Source organism: Pseudomonas sp. P1.31 (assembly GCF_001269815.1).
Lineage (GTDB): Bacteria > Pseudomonadota > Gammaproteobacteria > Pseudomonadales > Pseudomonadaceae > Aquipseudomonas > Aquipseudomonas rustica.
This window is the reverse complement of sequence record NZ_LHVN01000032.1, coordinates 267,637-283,186: the sequence shown is the minus strand read 5'-3', so window position 1 is coordinate 283,186 and position 15,550 is coordinate 267,637. Positions and strand designations below refer to the sequence as shown.

Below are 15,550 nucleotides of genomic sequence, written 5' to 3'. Positions count from 1 at the left end.
AAGCTCGGCTCCTACAAGGATTGGTGGGGCTCGCAAATCTTTTGTAGGAGCCGAGCTTGCTCGCGAAGGCGGCCTAGACTGCGCCGCCATCCTCACTTCCCAAACCGATACTCCCGCTCAACCCTGCAAACCCGCGTATGAAACTTCGAATACCAAATCGATCGCCCACGCTCCTGAATCACTCGATGCTCAGGATTCTGTCGCCACGCAAGAATCGCCGCCTCACTCTCCCAATACGACACAGTAATGCCGACACCATCCGCCCCACGAACCGACTCCACACCGAGATACCCCGGTTGCATATTCACCAGTTCTTCCATGCGCTCGGCGGCTGCGGCATAACCGTTATCACCCTCAGTGCGCGTCGAGGTGAAGATCACCGCAAAACACGAGGTCATCGCCGTGCCTCCGCGCAAACTTCGACAAACGCCCGCACCAGCGGCGGGATTTTGCCTTTGAGCGCCGCGCGTTCCGGCTGGAACAACGTCGCGACGAAGAACCGATGATCCTTGAGCTCGATCGCGCGTAAATCCCCCACCGAATCATGCCCTGTGGCGTGTAGGCCATTGCTCAGAAGATCACCCTCGAACTGCGGATTCACACCGTAGCGGCAGCGATAGCCTTCCTCAATTTCCGACGTTTCGTACGCCTTGGCGATCAGCGAGCCGGGAATCAAATGAATGCTGCCCACCGCTTCGACCAGTGAACAAGTCAACGGCGTGAGCAAAGCACGTTCGGAATCGGGCGACGTTTCGCCGTGCTCGGCGTCGACCCAGCCCAACACGTTGCGGGAAAATTCCAGCACGGCATGTTGAAAACCACCGCAGGTGCCGAGGAAAGGTCGCTGCTGCTCGCGGGCAAAACGGATGGCCCGTAGAGCGCCGGCTTCGTTTTTGTAAGGGCTGGCAGGAACGCACCAGATGCCGTCGAAACGATGCAGCGCGGTATCGGCGTGAATCTGGTCGGTGGCCAGCCATTCGAAATGCACGGGGCGGGCGAGGTGTTCAGCGACCAGCCCAAGGGCGACGGGGATGGCCTGATGGGCCGTCACCTGCGGGTCGTAATCGCCGATGAGGGCGATGGAAACAGCGTCCATGTAAATTCCTTTTTGAATAGATCGATGAACCCCTGTGGCGAGGGGATTTATCCCCGTTGGGCAGCGAAGCAGCCCCAAGATTTCAAGAGCGACGACTGCTTCGCAGCCGAACGGGGATAAATCCCCTCACCACAGAGTTTTGCGTTTGCTTTGAAGAAGGTGTGATTGCCCGCTAACGCCACTCACTATAGATTGGCGCTCACGCACTCAATATTGGCATTTCCCCAAGTGATCAATGCAGCGGCGCACTATCAGCTCGACTACCCCGATCTCGCCCTGATCCTCGCTCTAACGCGCGCCGGCTCTCTGGCCCGCGCATCTCAGCTGTTAAAAGTAGACGTCTCTACCGTGTTTCGCGCCGTGCGCCGTCTCGAAGCCGCACTCGGTCAGCAACTCTTCGAAAAAAGCCGCGCCGGTTACCTGCCGACCACCCTCGCACAGAACCTCGCCGAGCAGGCCGAACGCGCCGAGCAAGCCCTCGAAGCCGCGCGCATTGGCGTGGAGCAGGGCGGCGAAGTGATCAGCGGCACGGTGCGTCTGACCTGCACCGACTCGGTACTGCAAGGCCTGCTGCTGCCGGCGCTGGCGCAGTTCATGCCCAACTACCCGGCGCTGACCATCGAACTGAGCACCTCCAACGACTTCGCCAACCTCAGCCGCCGTGATGCCGACATTGCCCTGCGTCTCACGCGCACACCGCCGGAGCACTTGGTCGGACGGCAACTGGCGAAGATTTCCTACAGGGTCTGTGCCAGTCCGCGCTATCTGCAGAACGTCGATCCTACAGATCTGGCCGCGCTGACCTGGATCGCCCCGGATGACTTTCTGCCCGATCACCCGACCATCGCCTGGCGCCGTCAGCACTTGCCCGGCGTGGTGCCGGGTTATCGCTGCAACAGCATGCTCTCGGTGACGGAGTTGGTACGCGCCGGGCTCGGTGTGGCGGCATTGCCGGATTTTCTGATGGGCGATGACCTGCAAGCCTTGAGCGAACCGTTGCACGGTTACGACACCGCGCTGTGGCTGCTGACCCGTCCGGATTGCCGGGCGTTGCGCTCGGTGGTCACGCTGTTCGATGAACTTGGGCGGGCGCTGCGTCTGCCGTGATCAGCGCTGCGCAGACTGGCGCATGTGATCGTGCATCTCGCTGGTGAGACTTTCGATGCGCTCGGTCAGGCTTTTGGTCATCTCGGTGAGGCGGGTGTTTTGCTCCAGCAATTCCAGTAACTGCGCGGTGTTCTGTGCCGCTTGAGCCTGGCGCTCAGTGTTAGCTCGCGCGAGGTCTTCACGGTGCTGGGCGTCGGCGTCGGATTGCGCCTTGTCGCGCGCGGCCTGGCGGGTTTGCGCGAGCAGAATCAGCGGCGCGGCGTAGGCCGATTGCAGGCTGAACGCGAGGTTGAGCAGGATGAACGGGTAAACGTCGAACGTGGTCACGCCGAAAACGTTGAGGCAGACCCACAGCAACACGATCAGGGTTTGCGCGCCGAGAAATGTCGGCGTGCCGAAGAACCGCGCAAAGGCCTCGGCGCGCAAGGCGAAGGTGTCGTTGCCGAACGTGGTGGCGAGGTGGGCGTGAGGGCGGTGGAAGCGCAGGTGATCGGTGGGGTCGGTGGTGGGTTTTTCCGATGGGTCAGGGGTCATGATGGGCTCGGCGGGGTTGGGTGGCTGTGCATCACTATAGTCTTGCGTTGTGGCTGCCGGCCTCTTCGCGAGCAGGCTCGCTCCCACATTTGAACTGCATTCCTACTGATGAAACTCGGTCAAACTGTGGGAGCGGGCTTGCTCGCAAAGGCGGCGCCACGCTCACTCAAACTCTCGCGTCGTGCGCCAATGCGACACTGATCGTATTGCGCCCCGTATGTTTCGCCGTATACAACGCCTTGTCCGCATCCTCCAGCCAATCCACCGCGTCCTTATACCCGGCCTGATAGCGCGCCAGGCCAATACTCAAACTCACCCGCAAATCCGGCACATCCGGATGGCGATACTGCTCCAGTGCCTCGCGCAACTGCTCCATCAACACCTCGGCTTTGGCCAATGGCAACGTCGGCAGAATCACGCAAAACTCATCACCGCCATAACGCCCGGCCAACTCATAATCATCGAGCACACGCCTAAGCTCCTGACTCAATTGACGCAGCGCTGCATCGCCAACGATGTGCCCATAACTGTCGTTGATCACTTTGAAATGATCGATATCGATCAACGCCAATGTGGCTTGCGTGTTGTGCTGACGGCACTGCTGAAACTTTAGGTGCAACAGGTCTTTCCAGGCGCCGTGATTGAGCAGGCCGGTCAGGCTGTCGGTACGGCTGAGAGCACTCAGTGCACGTTTATGCTGGGACAGTTTGATCGCCAGTCGATAACAAACCATGCCCAGCGCCAGCGGATACAAGGTGAGCATCGGCAGACAGGCCCAGACTTGCGCCTGTGTCATCGTCAGACTGAATTTGAAACCGAAGATCAACCAGCCCAGCAACACGCCGACGAGTTGGGCGAGGGCGCCAAACACGAACAGTCGTTGGCCACCGGCCGCCACGTTGTTCATGGTCATCATCGACAGAATGGTCACGGTCGCCAGCGGACTGAACTGAAAACTCGCCGCCCAGAACCCGCCGCACAGCGAGTCATAAAGCATGTTGCGGCGCTCGGCCTGATAGGGGAAAGCAGAGCGCGTGGAGATCTGATACGCCAGATGCGGCCAGGCAAAGCCGTTAAACAGCAACAGTGGCCAGATCCAGCCCGGCATGTTCAGCGGATGCAGCGCGGCGCCGACACAGAAAAACCCGACGCCCAGACCGATGATCCGGGGCAGGTAAATACGTCTGGCGAATGACAAGCCTTTGCCGCGATTGTTTTCCATGGTGTCCTGCGCGTGATTCGTCCTGAAATACTTTGCAGTATATTTCCTCAGGTCGACCGTCTGTCGGTCGATTGTCGGACATTGTCATTTATTCCAACGGGAATGATCAGTGTCCTTCCGAGCCATTAATCGATGGCTCACGCAGAAGAGCGGCGACTTAGAGCTGATAACAGCCGAGAAACATGTCCAGAGCCGATTCAACGACGGTGTTCTGCATCTCGGCATCCAGCGGCGGTTGGCCCATGGAAATCTGTGGCCAGAAGCCAAACGACTTCAGCAGGCCTTGAACCTGATGCGCGGCGAACTCCGGATCGATAGGTTTCAATCGACCGTCGGCCACCGCCGCACGAATCCACACCGTCAGGCCTTCTTCGCGTTCGCCCATGCGCGCCACCATGTTCTGCGCACGCTCCGGGGAATGGATGGTGGCGGCAATCGCGACCCGCGCCAGGCCGAGGAAATTGTCGTCGGCCATCATCTGCAATTTGGCCAACAGCATCTGCCGCAGCTGCTCGCGCAAAGGCTTGTCGGCGCAATACGGTTCGCGCATTTCTGCGCTGATCCGCGCCCACAACTGATTCAGAATCTCGGCGAACAACTCTTCCTTGCTGGGGAAATGGTTGTACACCGTGCGCTTCGACACACCCGCCGTCGCGGCGATCTTATCCATGCTGGTGACCTCGAACCCGTTGGCACGAAATTCGGCAATCGCTGCCTGAATAATGGCTTCGCGTTTACGGTCGGTGAGGCGCTGTGGAGCTGTCATAAGTAAGCTTCGGCAGGAAATGAATGAAATTACACTCGGTAGTTTACTTGTCATCGTGTTTGATGCAACCTAGAAACTACACCGCTCAGTGTAATGTTGCGTTAATCCTCGCAACCTAAAAAACAGACAGTTCGGCCTGTGCGTGCAGCCTTGGCCATTTATCGTCCCACCGTGAAACGCCGTGAATTCCCCGGTTTTTCAGGAGTCATTCAGTCATGGCCAACCCAAATCCCGCTTCCACACCCGAAGCCTCACGCCAGGCTCAAGGGCTGTTCCGCAATCACGCGCCGGTGCAGCGCGAAGGCCTGCGCAAAATGTTGCGGATCATGTGGAACATGATCTTCCACAAACCCCGCGACACCCGGCCCGCCGCGCCGATCCCGGTGCAACCGCTGACCCGCGAAGACCTGCTGGCCGCGCCGAACCACAGCGTCTATCGCCTCGGCCACTCAACTCTTCTATTGAAAATGCGCGACAAATTCTGGATCACTGACCCGGTCTTCGCCGAGCGCGCTTCGCCCGTGCAATGGGCCGGCCCGAAACGTTTTCACCAGCCACCCATCAGCATCGACCAATTGCCGCCGATCGAAGCGGTGATCCTGTCGCACAACCACTACGACCACCTCGACTACCAAGCCGTACTTAAACTCGCTGAAAAAACCAACTACTTCCTGACCCCGCTCGGCGTCGGCGACACCCTGATCAAATGGGGCATCGACGCCAGCAAAGTGCGCCAGTACGACTGGTGGCAGGGCACCGAAATCGCCGGTATCCGCTTCATCGCCACCCCGTCGCAACACTTCTCCGGTCGAGGCCTGTTCGACGGCAACAGCACACTCTGGGCGTCGTGGGTAATGATCGACGGCGACACGCGCATCTTCTTCAGCGGCGACAGCGGCTACTTCGACGGCTTCAAACGCATCGGCGAAGAATACGGCCCGTTCGACCTGACCCTGATGGAAACCGGCGCCTACAACGTCGAATGGCCACACGTGCACATGCAACCGGAACAAACCCTGCAAGCGCACATCGACCTCAAGGGCCGCTGGCTGTTTCCAATCCACAACGGCACGTTCGATCTGGCCATGCATGCCTGGCACGAACCGTTCGACCGAATCCTCGCGCTGGCGTGGGAGCGCAGTGTGACGATCACGACGCCGCAGATGGGCGAGGCGTTTAATCTGGCGCAGCCGCAGCGGGGGAGTGCGTGGTGGTTGACGGTTGAAGGTGAGACTGAAGCAGCGGTGCAGGGCGCCTGACGCCTTATCGCGTCAAGCGAATACCACCTCAATACGCCCCTCTTTCCTTGAACGAGGGGCTGATTTCACCACTATTTGTACGTCTCGTCCGAGCCGAGAAAGACACTCCATCATCTTGGCTTCACTGATACCGCGAAATTTCCCGCGAAGCATTTCGGAGAGTTTGGGCTGAGACAAACCCAGAATTTCCGAAGCTTGAATTTGGGTCAGATGGCGTGCCTTTATGATTTCGCCGATCTTGGCCGCGAGTTGTGATTTGACCTGCATTTCACTGGCATTGGGCAAGCCGAGGTCTTGGTAGACGTTGCCGCTGCCTTCTTCAATTTCTATCATTTGATGATCCTTTGGCGTGATTCTGGGCAGCTCTAAGTCGGTTTCGGATTAGCTCAATGTCCGACTGAGCGGTTTTGATTCCAGACGTCGCCTTCTTCTGGAAACAGTGCAAAACGTAAACAGCGCTGTCGAAACGAACTGTGTAAACGGCGCGATAGGTGTTGGTATCGAAGTTCTCCACCAGTTCCAATACTCCTGCACCGCAAAAGCCCTTCAAAGGTTTTGCATCTGGGTGCTTCAGCCCATTTTGGGCGAGATCCAGTGCATAACCGAAAACGTCCTGCACGTCTGTGGGCATCTGCTTCAGGTCTTTTTTGCTGCTACACACCCACAAGAGCGGCTTCCTTGCACACATTCAAAATATACCTATGTTGGGATAATGGTCAACGATCCTTTTCATTGCTAACGCCTGGTTGAGACTTAGGCGTGATTTAGGGTGTACTGGTTTTTTGTACAGTTAATATTTGCTGGAATCAAATGCGTTTTGTATGCGTGTGAAACCATTTTCCGATCTCAGATTTTCAGTGCACAAATGCTGGCTGAATCTGGAAGAAATCACGTCAGAAAAAGCCTCCACCCAATGTAGCGGCTACAAGTCAGGCTGACTTTTCCTACTGCTGATTGTCCTTGTTGCTGACAGCGCTTTCTGACGGTGTCGGTAGGCTGTATCGCGAGTGAATGACTCACTCGCGTTTTTTCATACAAGGATGATCCACGTGAAACACCCCTTCAAACGCCGCATATACACGCTGGCGCAAGCAATCCTGATTTCGCTGACAGCCACGACCGTTGCCAGCACCGCCACCGCGAATAGCGCGCTCGAATACGCCAGCGTTACTGAGCTCGGCAACATGATGGCGAGCAATGAACTGACTGCCGTCGCACTGGTTGAGCACCTCACGCAGCGAATCGCTGACCTGGACAAACAAGGCCCGACCCTTCACGCCGTTATCGAGCTCAACCCGCAAGCGCTCGATATCGCCAAGGCACTGGATGAAGAGCGCGCAGCAGGTCAGACGCGGGGCGCGCTGCATGGCATTCCCGTGCTGCTCAAAGACAACTTCGACACCGCCGACAGTCTGCAAACCAGCGCGGGTTCTTTGGCGATGGTCGGTCAGCCGGCTGCCGCTGATGCTTTCGTGGTTAAGCAATTACGGGATGCTGGCGCGATTGTGTTGGGTAAAACCAACATGAGTGAGTGGGCTTACGTGCGGGACATGGATCTGCCGCATGGCTGGAGCGGTCGCGGTGGCCAAGGGAAAAACCCACATCTGGCGAGTGAAAGCACGTGCGGCTCCAGCTCCGGTTCGGCCTCTGCTGTGGCAGCAGGTTTTGCGCCGCTGTCCTTGGGCACTGAAACCAATGGTTCGATCACTTGCCCTGCGTCCGCCAATGGTGTGGTTGGGGTGAAACCGACATTAGGTCTGTTAAGCCGATCCGGGATCGTGCCGATCACTCGACTGCAAGACACTCCTGGAACCTTAAGCCGAACCGTTCGCGATGCGGCGCTGACCTTAAACCTCATGCAAGGCATCGATGCAGCGGACTCGGCCACCTCGGGCGCACCGACAGGAATCGATTACACCGCGCTGCTGAGCAACGATGCCCTGCAAGGCAAACGCATCGGTTATCCCGTTGCATACGTCGGCACCAACGGTAAGCCTCTGACCCCTGGCGTCGAATTTCTGATGGCCATGGCAGCGATGCAGGAACAAGGCGCCACGATCGTGCCCGTGACGATCCGCTTGCCAGACATCGATGGCTACATCCCCAGCCTGATGGGCGGAATGAAACACGAATTGCCGGAATACTTCGCAAGCCGTCCCGACCTGCCAATTCAGTCGCTGCAAGCGCTGATCGACTTCAACAAAACCAATCCCGGCACTGAAGGTCACGGACAAAGCATGCTCGAAGCGATCAACGATATGGACATGACCCATGATCAGGCACGTGCTTCGCTCGCAACCATCAGCGAAAAATTCAAGGGCGCCATCGACGAACAACTGCAAGAACACAATCTCGATGCAATGGTTGCCGAAGCCGACGGCTACTCGCAGTTCGCCGCCGCCGTCGCCGGCTATCCAGCGATCACTGTGCCATCGGGCATGGACGATGACGGACTGCCGACCTCGGTGTTCTTTTTCGGCAAAGCCTGGAGCGAACCGCAACTGTTCGCCATAGCCTACAGCTATGAACAAGCCTCGGCCGAACTGCACCATCCTGCCTTCAAGTAATCATCCGACCTGAGCAAAATCCCCACGCTCGACAGCGTTCTGCTGCATAGCCTGGGGATTCAATTTACGGCCTGGCGCGAACCCGGGAAAGAACACCAACCCCTGCGCTTCCAAGCGATACGCCAATGCCAGACGCGCCGCATCGGCCACATCCTGCTGCGCCTCAAACCGCTGAATGTCTTCGACAGACACCTGGGCCTCACGCGACAACTGCTCAGCGCTCCAGCCCAGCATGGCTCGGGCCTGCGTGCAATGCGTCGGGGTAAACTGGAAAAGCGCAATATGTTCGAGAATGAGGTTCATCGCAGAAGTGGCCATGGTGTGCTCCGGGCTCAAGAGTGCTGATTGAAAATATACTGTGTTTTTGTACAGTTGTTTTCGGCCGGGATCAAACGCATTTTTTGATTTTCCCTGATTCGCCGCCTCCAACCAGACGGACGGTGCCTGACCGAGTTGTCGCTGCTCTCTGAAACTCGTCCCGGTCTGCGGACGCAAGAACGATCGAAGGTAGGCAAGCTTACGGGTAACTGCTCTGTCGGCTGTGGGAGTGTTTGACGTGTGTTGGGACGTTGCAGAAAACTCCGACACCGTGTGGGTAGCTTTCCTTCAGGCGACACTGGGAAGGGCACGAGATCAGTGAAGTGGATACCGGTTGATCTAAGATGGCCTCAGTATTCAAAAGAGAAAACGCATGTTGATCTTCAATTGCACCGAAGCCGCCAGCAAGTTTTTCAGCCGGGTTCACAAAGGCAAAAAAATCACGCCGGTGGACAACAACCCCCCGTCGAAGGCCATTGAAGATGACGAGGCCAGCAATTCCGTAGAGCAATGGCTAGTTCATGCGATCACGGTGCAACGTAAGCACGTATTGTTGGTTATCCATGTGAAAACCCGTTACTGCATGGTCTTCGCCGAGGCGAAAAAAGCCGACGCAGAAGGTTTCGTTGCCTGGTTTGCTGATCGTTGGCGTGAAGGATTGATCCGCGATGCGATTAATCACGGCTTTATGGACTGGGTCGATGCCGGTGTCATGCCGGAGCGCATGGATCAAGGCTGTCACGATTACAGGTTTTATCGGCGTAGCCATCGCAGTGCGCAAAAACACATTGATGAAATTGCCTGGTATTTCCAAGGCAGTGCATCTGAGTCGGGCTGTTTACCACCGGGTGAACGGGCAGCCATTGGTTTCGATGCCGCGATGAATGACACGCCCAGAAGCAGCAAAGGTCAGAAAGATATGTACTGGCCGAATGTCGAAATGGTCGCTCACTGGTTGCGTGAATATTGCGCTGTTGATGAGGCGGGTATCGAACATGCCTTGAAGCGACGTCTGGAGGCGTGGCGAGAGATCAATGCTTGTCATAGGCGCTAGTGTGCAGCCCATGCTTGAGCAACTCGGGCGCGAAGTCATCAGTTATCACGCTTGTATGTTGCAGGGGGGGAATGCTGAGCAGTATGAGCGTCGCTCCAGCACTTCTGTATCCCGACATAGTCAGCCTGCTGGCGCCGTCAACCGGCAACTACCCCAAGGCTAACCGTCACTCCAGCCCCGGCGCCTCACGAATAATGAAGTGATCCAGGTTCTCGATATTGGCATTGAAGACCTCGAAGGGCTTTTCGGGGTTCTTCTTGCCGGGCACCTGCTTCAACTCCGGCGTCACCCCATAGAAGAAACAGAACAACGCCTTGTCGCTGTCCACCGCATGTTTGATCTCCTCCAGAAACGCCTTGCGCTTGCGGTAGGTGTCGATCAGCTTCTTGTTCAGATAAACGCTGACCGGATACGGCTTCTTCTTACTGTCCTCGGGCTTCTTGAACCAGACCTTGTCCTCGAAATCGATACGAAAACTGGCACTGTGGAAGTCCTCGATCTTCCTGATCCGCCCCCAGTAAATCAGCCCCTTGTTGTCCGTCAGATACTCAATCTTCTTGAAAAACGAACTGTACGGCGCCGAATGCTCGCCGACCTTCAACGGCATCCGCTTAAGCAACTCCTTGTCCGCGAAGTTGGAAACAAAACACTCCACCGGATGCGCAAACACACTGGTCTTGTCCGGCGCCGATTCGCGACTCGCCGACTCTTTACCACCGTCCGCCGCCGCCCGCACCGGATCATCCCGCAACACATCCGCCGCCCCCGCTGGCGCGACGGGCTTGCGCACATACTCACGCCGGGTCAGCAACAACTCTGATGGGAAATGTTCCTCACGCCCGTCATCCACCTCGCCATCCACCGTCTCAACGCCAGAAGCCAAAGCCTTCAAACTCACATACGGACAACCCGCCACATGCTGCGTAGTGGGCAGATTCTTGAAGTGCGGCGTGCGCACGTAGTTCACGTTCTTGGCGTTGAACGTGCCCAGTTCGTTTGACGCCTCGAACGCCGAGCGACAGGCATCGTTGGGGCACTGGAAATGTTCCTTCGCAGAGTCGAACGCCACCGTCTCATCGAAATTGAGATCGCGAACATCATAGATCGACAACTTGTCGTCGAGGCTGAGGCAGTAGGCGAGATCGAATTTCATGGTGGGGCTCGGATCCTTGAGTGGGGGAGGGGTATTAATAGCGGGAGGCGGGGCGGGTTGCACTGATTGTTTTCGGGATGATGCGGGATTTGTGGGAGCCAGGCTGCTGGCGCTTGGCGGTATCAACTCATTACCGAATCCAGACACCCGCCCGGCAGCAACACGTTTCAATTGTGGTGAGGGGATTTATCCCCGATGGGCAGCGAAGCTGCTCCCAAGGACTTTTGGCCACAAAAAAATCCGCTGCTTGAAAACTCAAACAGCGGACTCTGAAACCATCAGCCTCCACGCAACAATCGTGAAGCCTTACGCCACCAGGATTCATGACGAACAAACGGATCATTCGCCAACAAACAAGGCATATCCCGCAACCGAATCCACGGCTCATCCTGCCAGTGCAATGTACTCAGCGACATCTGCGGCCAACTCAAAACACTCAGCGTCGGCCGCTCGACAGAACGTGTCGGACGAGCATCACGCAGCATTGGCACAACCTGAAGCGTCACCCACTCACGGAGCTGTCGGTACTCAGGACAGTAGTGATAAATCAGCAAGGCGTACACTCCGGACTCACTCACCATCCACTGATCTTCTGTTTCGCCAAAAAGCTCCACGCACATCAACTGACGCTGATCTGCATCGAGTTTGCGTAGCTGGCGCTCATCAAGATGTTTACCCATCAACCGCCCTAGATCATGGACGCAGAACCACACCTGGTTCTCAACCAGAACGGCATGCAGGTGCGTTTTGTTGCGAGTAAATCGAGTCGGTAAAAGTGGCTCAGACATGGCGAGCCTCCGGGGTCGGAAGCGACGAGGGCGTTGTACGGGTACAGCGATTCACCTTCATCATGAAGGTTTGATATCCAGGCATTTCCATTTACCTCTGGCTGCTTTCTTAGGGCATTCGTTAGGGTGTCGGGAGCTAAGAAACCCACCAGAGACGGGCCGGACATATTCCCCTTTCGGGTCTTGTATTCGCCCACTCCCGACATAACGGGATTTTTCGCAGACGTAGAGAAACCGCAGACGAAAAAAAGCCGCATGACTGTCGGGTGCGGAGAACCGCTCTGGTTTAAGGCGTTTCTTAGGCGCCGAATCGAAAGCCTACGGGCTCAGCGCTAAACGGTCAACCGACCGATATCGATCAAAGTGTTTCGAAGAGGTAACGCGAATTTTAAATGTTTAATCTGAAGATTTTTTGTATTTCAGTGCGTAAAAGCTCACGATTTTTCGTTTGGCATTCCCAAATGATTGCCACTCTCCATCCATCATTTTTGAGGGATTCTTGCGCATTTTTATCTCGCTCAACGTTCTTCGCCAATTTGGGGAGCCAAAAATCCTGCCTACTTTTGGGTGTATAAGCATATTTGCAATCAGTATGTCTATGCCAAAAACAGCCATGTACAAATATGCACAAACGATGTTTGGGGAACACCAAATCAGGTTTTCCGGTTAGATCCTTCCTATGCAGACGATAACGAAGTCCCATTTCATGACATACCGAACGTACGGCCATTTCAGGCTGTGTATTTTTTCCCCTGATCATTGACATGATCTTGGAACGATGGGCCGGTGAGACTATATCTGCACTCATAAGATTTTTTCGTCGTCTCTGCGAATCGACTTTAAGGCGGATGCGTTTTGGGAGGGGGCAGTCCAAGGCGTCCTCTTGGTAAGCCTAGTGGTTTTCGAGATCCTATCTGAATTTAGTTTTCGAAAGCGGGCGCCGATTTTGGCAAGGACACTCCATGAACGACGTAGTCTGTCTTACTCGGGAAGTTTTACCCTTTAGCCTCAGTTGTAGTGCTCTTCCTTTACGCGCTTCTGACAAGTAGATATTGTGAATGGCATTGCGCCACCGTTAATCCATTTTGGTATGCCAAGAACCAAATGATTTCTTTGAGTCACGTCTGTTGGATGGCTATCGGTAAGATCCTTCAATACCAAGCTATAGGGCGTGCGAAATTGGCAAGCGGATCAAAGACAAGGAGTCGGCTCTGAAAGCAAAAAATACTTGTAGCAAGCTCATCATCGCGAAAGCAACGGTTGAGGTGAATGCATGGGTGTGTGGGTAGCGCTATGGCTAAGCTGAACCCTTTGCTTCGCATGGCAGTCATTGCCGGTGTTGAGGTTGCAGTTAAACTCCACATCAGACGGGGTGACAACCTCGATGCTAGCGATGGGAGTGGCGCAACTCCTCTAATGCTGGCCTCCGCTCGCAAGAAAGCGGGCGTTGTGCGGCTGCTGTTGGCGGCCGGAGCAAACCCACAGTTGCTCGACCCCAACGGCAAGTCTGCCCTTGAATATGCACAGAAGGCCGAGTGTTCCCAATGTATCTCTCAGTTAAGAGATGCACTTGAGTACCCCGTACGAGCGAATCATTACGACGTAAACGAAGAGCTTCTACCTCATTTCGGTGGTAAGCCGGGAGAGCTATTTCATCTACGCCAATCGAACGAGTCTCCGCGTCAATCCTCGGACAGTGAAACGCCCGCGTCCAGATGTCAGATTGAGGAGGTAGTTCTGTCTGTACAACCTCCAGATCTTGGGCCCAAAAGTGAGGAGCAGAGTTGCATCGTCGTGAATGAAGTGGCGGCGTACTCAAGTCTGATTGATCTTGACGATGAACCTCTCGATTTAGGGTTCGAAGATGAGTGGATGGTCGAGTCGGAAGCGGTTGCCCCCAAGGGAGACGCAAACGTAGCTAAAGCAATCGTTGAATTGCAAAGAGCGATGAGGCATCACAAGGCCATCGACACTGATATGGGGTGGGATGATGTCGATCTGTTTCTGCCAGAAAGGGCACATCCTTTAGAGATTAGTGATGGCGATGAAATCCGCGGTTTGCTCTTCCGAGGTTTGCGCGAAGGCACCGTATCTGAGACAGCTCTTATCGATTTATGTCTTAAGCCTGAATTCTCCAGTAATGAGAGTTTTCGGCGTCTCCTGACTATTGTATTAGGCGATCTTGGCGTCGTAATTGATGAATGGGAGAGAGACGACGAACAATCCGATCTTCTCGATCCTACAATGGACGAAGACGTCACACTATCAGAGGCCATGGAATTTGCAGCAGACCTCTCGTCAGGCCGCAATGAGCCGCTAAGATTTTATGTAAAGGGGTTGAAAAAAGAGTTACTCGGGGCAGCAGAAGAAATTTCTTTAAGCCGCGAGATGGCGGAAGCAAAAGCGCAAGCCCTGGATGAGCTTTCGTGCTGGCAATCGGGGCTTCATGTCGTTTTTGATGCTGCTGACAAGGTTGCGCTCGGGGAGGCAAGTCACGAGCAGTTCATGTCCCGAGATGATCTTCTAGGAGACTATGAGGGGCTGGAGCGCAATAGTGAGATATCTGCGGGTGAGGAAGTTTATCAGGCGGACGAAGAGTTCGGACTTGATCCTATCGCATCTTCCTTTGTCGCTGCAGTTTCAGCTGCTCGCTCTGCCGGCAACGACTCATCGAAAATCCGTGATGCACTTATTGCCGCCAACCTTTCCCGAATTTTTCTTATCGAACTTTCGAGAATTGCAAATTGTGATTTGGCAGGTGCAGGATTCGTTTCTGCAATTCAACGCCAAGAAGCTGCGCGGAAGATGATGATTCTTTCCAATCTTCGTTTGGTACTTTCTATAGCCAATAAGTATCGATGGTCCGAGCTGCCTTTTGATGATCTTGTGCAAGAAGGCAACATAGGTCTGATGAGGGCCGTTGAGCGCTACGACTGGCGTAAAGGATTCAGGTTTTCTACCTATGCTACTTGGTGGATTCGCCAGCAAATTACGCGTGCAATTGCCAATCAAGAGCGGGCGGTCCGTGTTCCTGTTCATATGCAAGATTTGGCGAGAGGTGTTTTACGAGAGCGGGATAAATTTGAGTTTCAGATGGGTGGGGCTGAAAGTGAGCGGAGTACGTCTGATCGAACAGGTATAGCTCTCGACAAACTAAAAATCCTTTTGACGGTATTTGAGAAAGTCAGCAGTTTAGACGAACCTATTGAAGAAAGCTCAAGATCGTTGGTTGATCTCTTGGTAGAGGAAGAACCATCAGACCCGGCGATTGCAGCAGAAAATGCTTCCTTAAGGGAAATTCTACTAGGCATGATTGGAGAACTCGACGAGCGTTCGGCCAAAGTTATCACTCTCCGTTTTGGCTTAGGCCAAGATGACGCCATGACCTTGGAAGAGATCGGCTGCCTATTTGATGTCACTCGTGAACGTATTCGACAGATTGAGTCAAAAGCGCTTAATAAACTATGCCATCCGATAAGAATGGAAAAGTTGATCTTGTATGTAGGCGACTACTTCGAGATTAAACAGTCCCTTTCCTCAGGAGGGCCGCCAGAATCCGGCTCAACTCAACCTGCTGAGCACAGCGGTAAAATTAAGGCAAGTAAATCGTTAGCTGTGAGTGAGGGCGAAGTCTAGATGAGGCTGCTTTATCCGGTGCTCCGACAAGACAAGTATTCTTTCACGAG

At 55.1% G+C, this 15,550-nt stretch carries 16 protein-coding genes; 5 read left to right on the top strand and 11 right to left on the bottom strand.

Features of this window, described 5'->3' with window-relative positions:
• Window positions 1-92 precede the first annotated feature (92 nt).
• Both AD669_RS20015 and AD669_RS20010 read right to left on the bottom strand, forming a co-directional pair.
• Window positions 93-398: an antibiotic biosynthesis monooxygenase gene (locus AD669_RS20015; RefSeq protein WP_053122926.1), complete on the bottom strand. Its 306-nt coding sequence runs from the start codon at window positions 396-398 to the stop codon at window positions 93-95.
• Window positions 395-1,096, bottom strand: coding sequence for a CTP synthase (locus tag AD669_RS20010; RefSeq protein ID WP_053122924.1), 702 nt, complete (start codon window positions 1,094-1,096; stop codon window positions 395-397). The genes AD669_RS20015 and AD669_RS20010 overlap by 4 nt, the downstream gene beginning before the upstream one ends.
• 228 nt (window positions 1,097-1,324) lie before the next feature.
• On the opposite strand from AD669_RS20010, the gene AD669_RS20005 reads away from it, so the two are divergent.
• Window positions 1,325-2,203: a LysR substrate-binding domain-containing protein gene (locus tag AD669_RS20005; RefSeq protein WP_053122921.1), complete on the top strand. Its 879-nt coding sequence runs from the start codon at window positions 1,325-1,327 to the stop codon at window positions 2,201-2,203.
• On the opposite strand, the gene AD669_RS20000 is transcribed toward AD669_RS20005, so the two are convergent.
• From AD669_RS20000 to AD669_RS19990, 3 genes are all read right to left on the bottom strand, one after another.
• Window positions 2,204-2,737 (bottom strand): DUF1003 domain-containing protein, encoded by a 534-nt coding sequence (locus tag AD669_RS20000; RefSeq protein WP_053122919.1) that lies wholly within the window; start codon window positions 2,735-2,737, stop codon window positions 2,204-2,206.
• A 166-nt stretch (window positions 2,738-2,903) separates the two neighbouring features.
• Complete coding sequence (locus tag AD669_RS19995; protein ID WP_053122917.1) at window positions 2,904-3,959, bottom strand: diguanylate cyclase; 1,056 nt, start codon at window positions 3,957-3,959, stop codon at window positions 2,904-2,906.
• Between the two features lie 157 nt (window positions 3,960-4,116).
• Window positions 4,117-4,725, bottom strand: a complete 609-nt coding sequence (locus AD669_RS19990) for a TetR/AcrR family transcriptional regulator (RefSeq protein WP_053122915.1) — start codon at window positions 4,723-4,725, stop codon at window positions 4,117-4,119.
• A 215-nt stretch (window positions 4,726-4,940) separates the two neighbouring features.
• Here AD669_RS19990 and AD669_RS19985 point away from each other — a divergent pair, with 215 nt between their 5' ends.
• Window positions 4,941-5,984: an MBL fold metallo-hydrolase gene (locus AD669_RS19985; RefSeq protein ID WP_053122913.1), complete on the top strand. Its 1,044-nt coding sequence runs from the start codon at window positions 4,941-4,943 to the stop codon at window positions 5,982-5,984.
• 12 nt (window positions 5,985-5,996) lie between these two features.
• Here the strand turns inward: AD669_RS19985 and AD669_RS19980 are convergent, their stop codons facing one another.
• Window positions 5,997-6,317 carry a helix-turn-helix domain-containing protein gene (locus AD669_RS19980; protein ID WP_053122912.1) on the bottom strand — a complete coding sequence of 107 codons (321 nt, stop codon included), beginning with the start codon at window positions 6,315-6,317 and terminating at the stop codon, window positions 5,997-5,999.
• Complete coding sequence (locus tag AD669_RS19975; RefSeq protein ID WP_053122908.1) at window positions 6,304-6,672, bottom strand: type II toxin-antitoxin system RelE/ParE family toxin; 369 nt, start codon at window positions 6,670-6,672, stop codon at window positions 6,304-6,306. The genes AD669_RS19980 and AD669_RS19975 overlap by 14 nt, the downstream gene beginning before the upstream one ends.
• 361 nt (window positions 6,673-7,033) lie before the next feature.
• Between AD669_RS19975 and AD669_RS19970 the strand changes: the two genes are divergently transcribed.
• Window positions 7,034-8,551, top strand: coding sequence for an amidase family protein (locus AD669_RS19970; protein WP_053122906.1), 1,518 nt, complete (start codon window positions 7,034-7,036; stop codon window positions 8,549-8,551).
• Here AD669_RS19970 and AD669_RS19965 read toward each other — a convergent pair whose 3' ends face one another.
• Entirely contained in the window at window positions 8,552-8,869 is a 318-nt protein-coding gene (locus AD669_RS19965) for an XRE family transcriptional regulator (RefSeq protein WP_053122904.1), read from the bottom strand.
• A gap of 373 nt (window positions 8,870-9,242) precedes the next feature.
• On the opposite strand from AD669_RS19965, the gene AD669_RS19960 reads away from it, so the two are divergent.
• A complete protein-coding gene (locus AD669_RS19960; protein ID WP_053122903.1) occupies window positions 9,243-9,923 on the top strand; it encodes a hypothetical protein in 681 nt (226 codons plus the stop codon).
• A 166-nt stretch (window positions 9,924-10,089) separates the two neighbouring features.
• On the opposite strand, the gene AD669_RS19955 is transcribed toward AD669_RS19960, so the two are convergent.
• From AD669_RS19955 to AD669_RS28220, 3 genes are all read right to left on the bottom strand, one after another.
• Window positions 10,090-11,076 (bottom strand): hypothetical protein, encoded by a 987-nt coding sequence (locus AD669_RS19955; protein ID WP_053122901.1) that lies wholly within the window; start codon window positions 11,074-11,076, stop codon window positions 10,090-10,092.
• A 278-nt stretch (window positions 11,077-11,354) separates the two neighbouring features.
• The gene (locus tag AD669_RS19950) at window positions 11,355-11,864 is read right to left on the bottom strand and encodes a Bro-N domain-containing protein (RefSeq protein WP_053122899.1); all 510 of its coding nucleotides are present in this window, start codon (window positions 11,862-11,864) and stop codon (window positions 11,355-11,357) included.
• A 388-nt stretch (window positions 11,865-12,252) separates the two neighbouring features.
• On the bottom strand, window positions 12,253-12,672 hold the full coding sequence (locus AD669_RS28220; RefSeq protein ID WP_082341476.1) for a very short patch repair endonuclease: 420 nt from the start codon (window positions 12,670-12,672) through the stop codon (window positions 12,253-12,255).
• Between the two features lie 485 nt (window positions 12,673-13,157).
• Here AD669_RS28220 and AD669_RS19945 point away from each other — a divergent pair, with 485 nt between their 5' ends.
• Window positions 13,158-15,500 carry a sigma-70 family RNA polymerase sigma factor gene (locus AD669_RS19945; RefSeq protein WP_172680143.1) on the top strand — a complete coding sequence of 781 codons (2,343 nt, stop codon included), beginning with the start codon at window positions 13,158-13,160 and terminating at the stop codon, window positions 15,498-15,500.
• Window positions 15,501-15,550 lie beyond the last annotated feature (50 nt).

Coding starts and splice junctions, on each gene's coding strand:
- AD669_RS19960 (WP_053122903.1), top strand. CDS start 9,243: ATGTTGATCTTCAATTGCACCGAAGCCGCCAGCAAGTTTTTCAGCCGG.
- AD669_RS19985 (WP_053122913.1), top strand. CDS start 4,941: ATGGCCAACCCAAATCCCGCTTCCACACCCGAAGCCTCACGCCAGGCT.
- AD669_RS20010 (WP_053122924.1), bottom strand. CDS start 1,096: ATGGACGCTGTTTCCATCGCCCTCATCGGCGATTACGACCCGCAGGTG.
- AD669_RS19950 (WP_053122899.1), bottom strand. CDS start 11,864: ATGTCTGAGCCACTTTTACCGACTCGATTTACTCGCAACAAAACGCAC.
- AD669_RS19990 (WP_053122915.1), bottom strand. CDS start 4,725: ATGACAGCTCCACAGCGCCTCACCGACCGTAAACGCGAAGCCATTATT.
- AD669_RS19995 (WP_053122917.1), bottom strand. CDS start 3,959: ATGGAAAACAATCGCGGCAAAGGCTTGTCATTCGCCAGACGTATTTAC.
- AD669_RS19965 (WP_053122904.1), bottom strand. CDS start 8,869: ATGGCCACTTCTGCGATGAACCTCATTCTCGAACATATTGCGCTTTTC.
- AD669_RS19975 (WP_053122908.1), bottom strand. CDS start 6,672: ATGTGTGCAAGGAAGCCGCTCTTGTGGGTGTGTAGCAGCAAAAAAGAC.
- AD669_RS19980 (WP_053122912.1), bottom strand. CDS start 6,317: ATGATAGAAATTGAAGAAGGCAGCGGCAACGTCTACCAAGACCTCGGC.
- AD669_RS28220 (WP_082341476.1), bottom strand. CDS start 12,672: ATGAGTGCAGATATAGTCTCACCGGCCCATCGTTCCAAGATCATGTCA.
- AD669_RS19945 (WP_172680143.1), top strand. CDS start 13,158: ATGGCTAAGCTGAACCCTTTGCTTCGCATGGCAGTCATTGCCGGTGTT.
- AD669_RS19955 (WP_053122901.1), bottom strand. CDS start 11,076: ATGAAATTCGATCTCGCCTACTGCCTCAGCCTCGACGACAAGTTGTCG.
- AD669_RS20015 (WP_053122926.1), bottom strand. CDS start 398: ATGACCTCGTGTTTTGCGGTGATCTTCACCTCGACGCGCACTGAGGGT.
- AD669_RS20000 (WP_053122919.1), bottom strand. CDS start 2,737: ATGACCCCTGACCCATCGGAAAAACCCACCACCGACCCCACCGATCAC.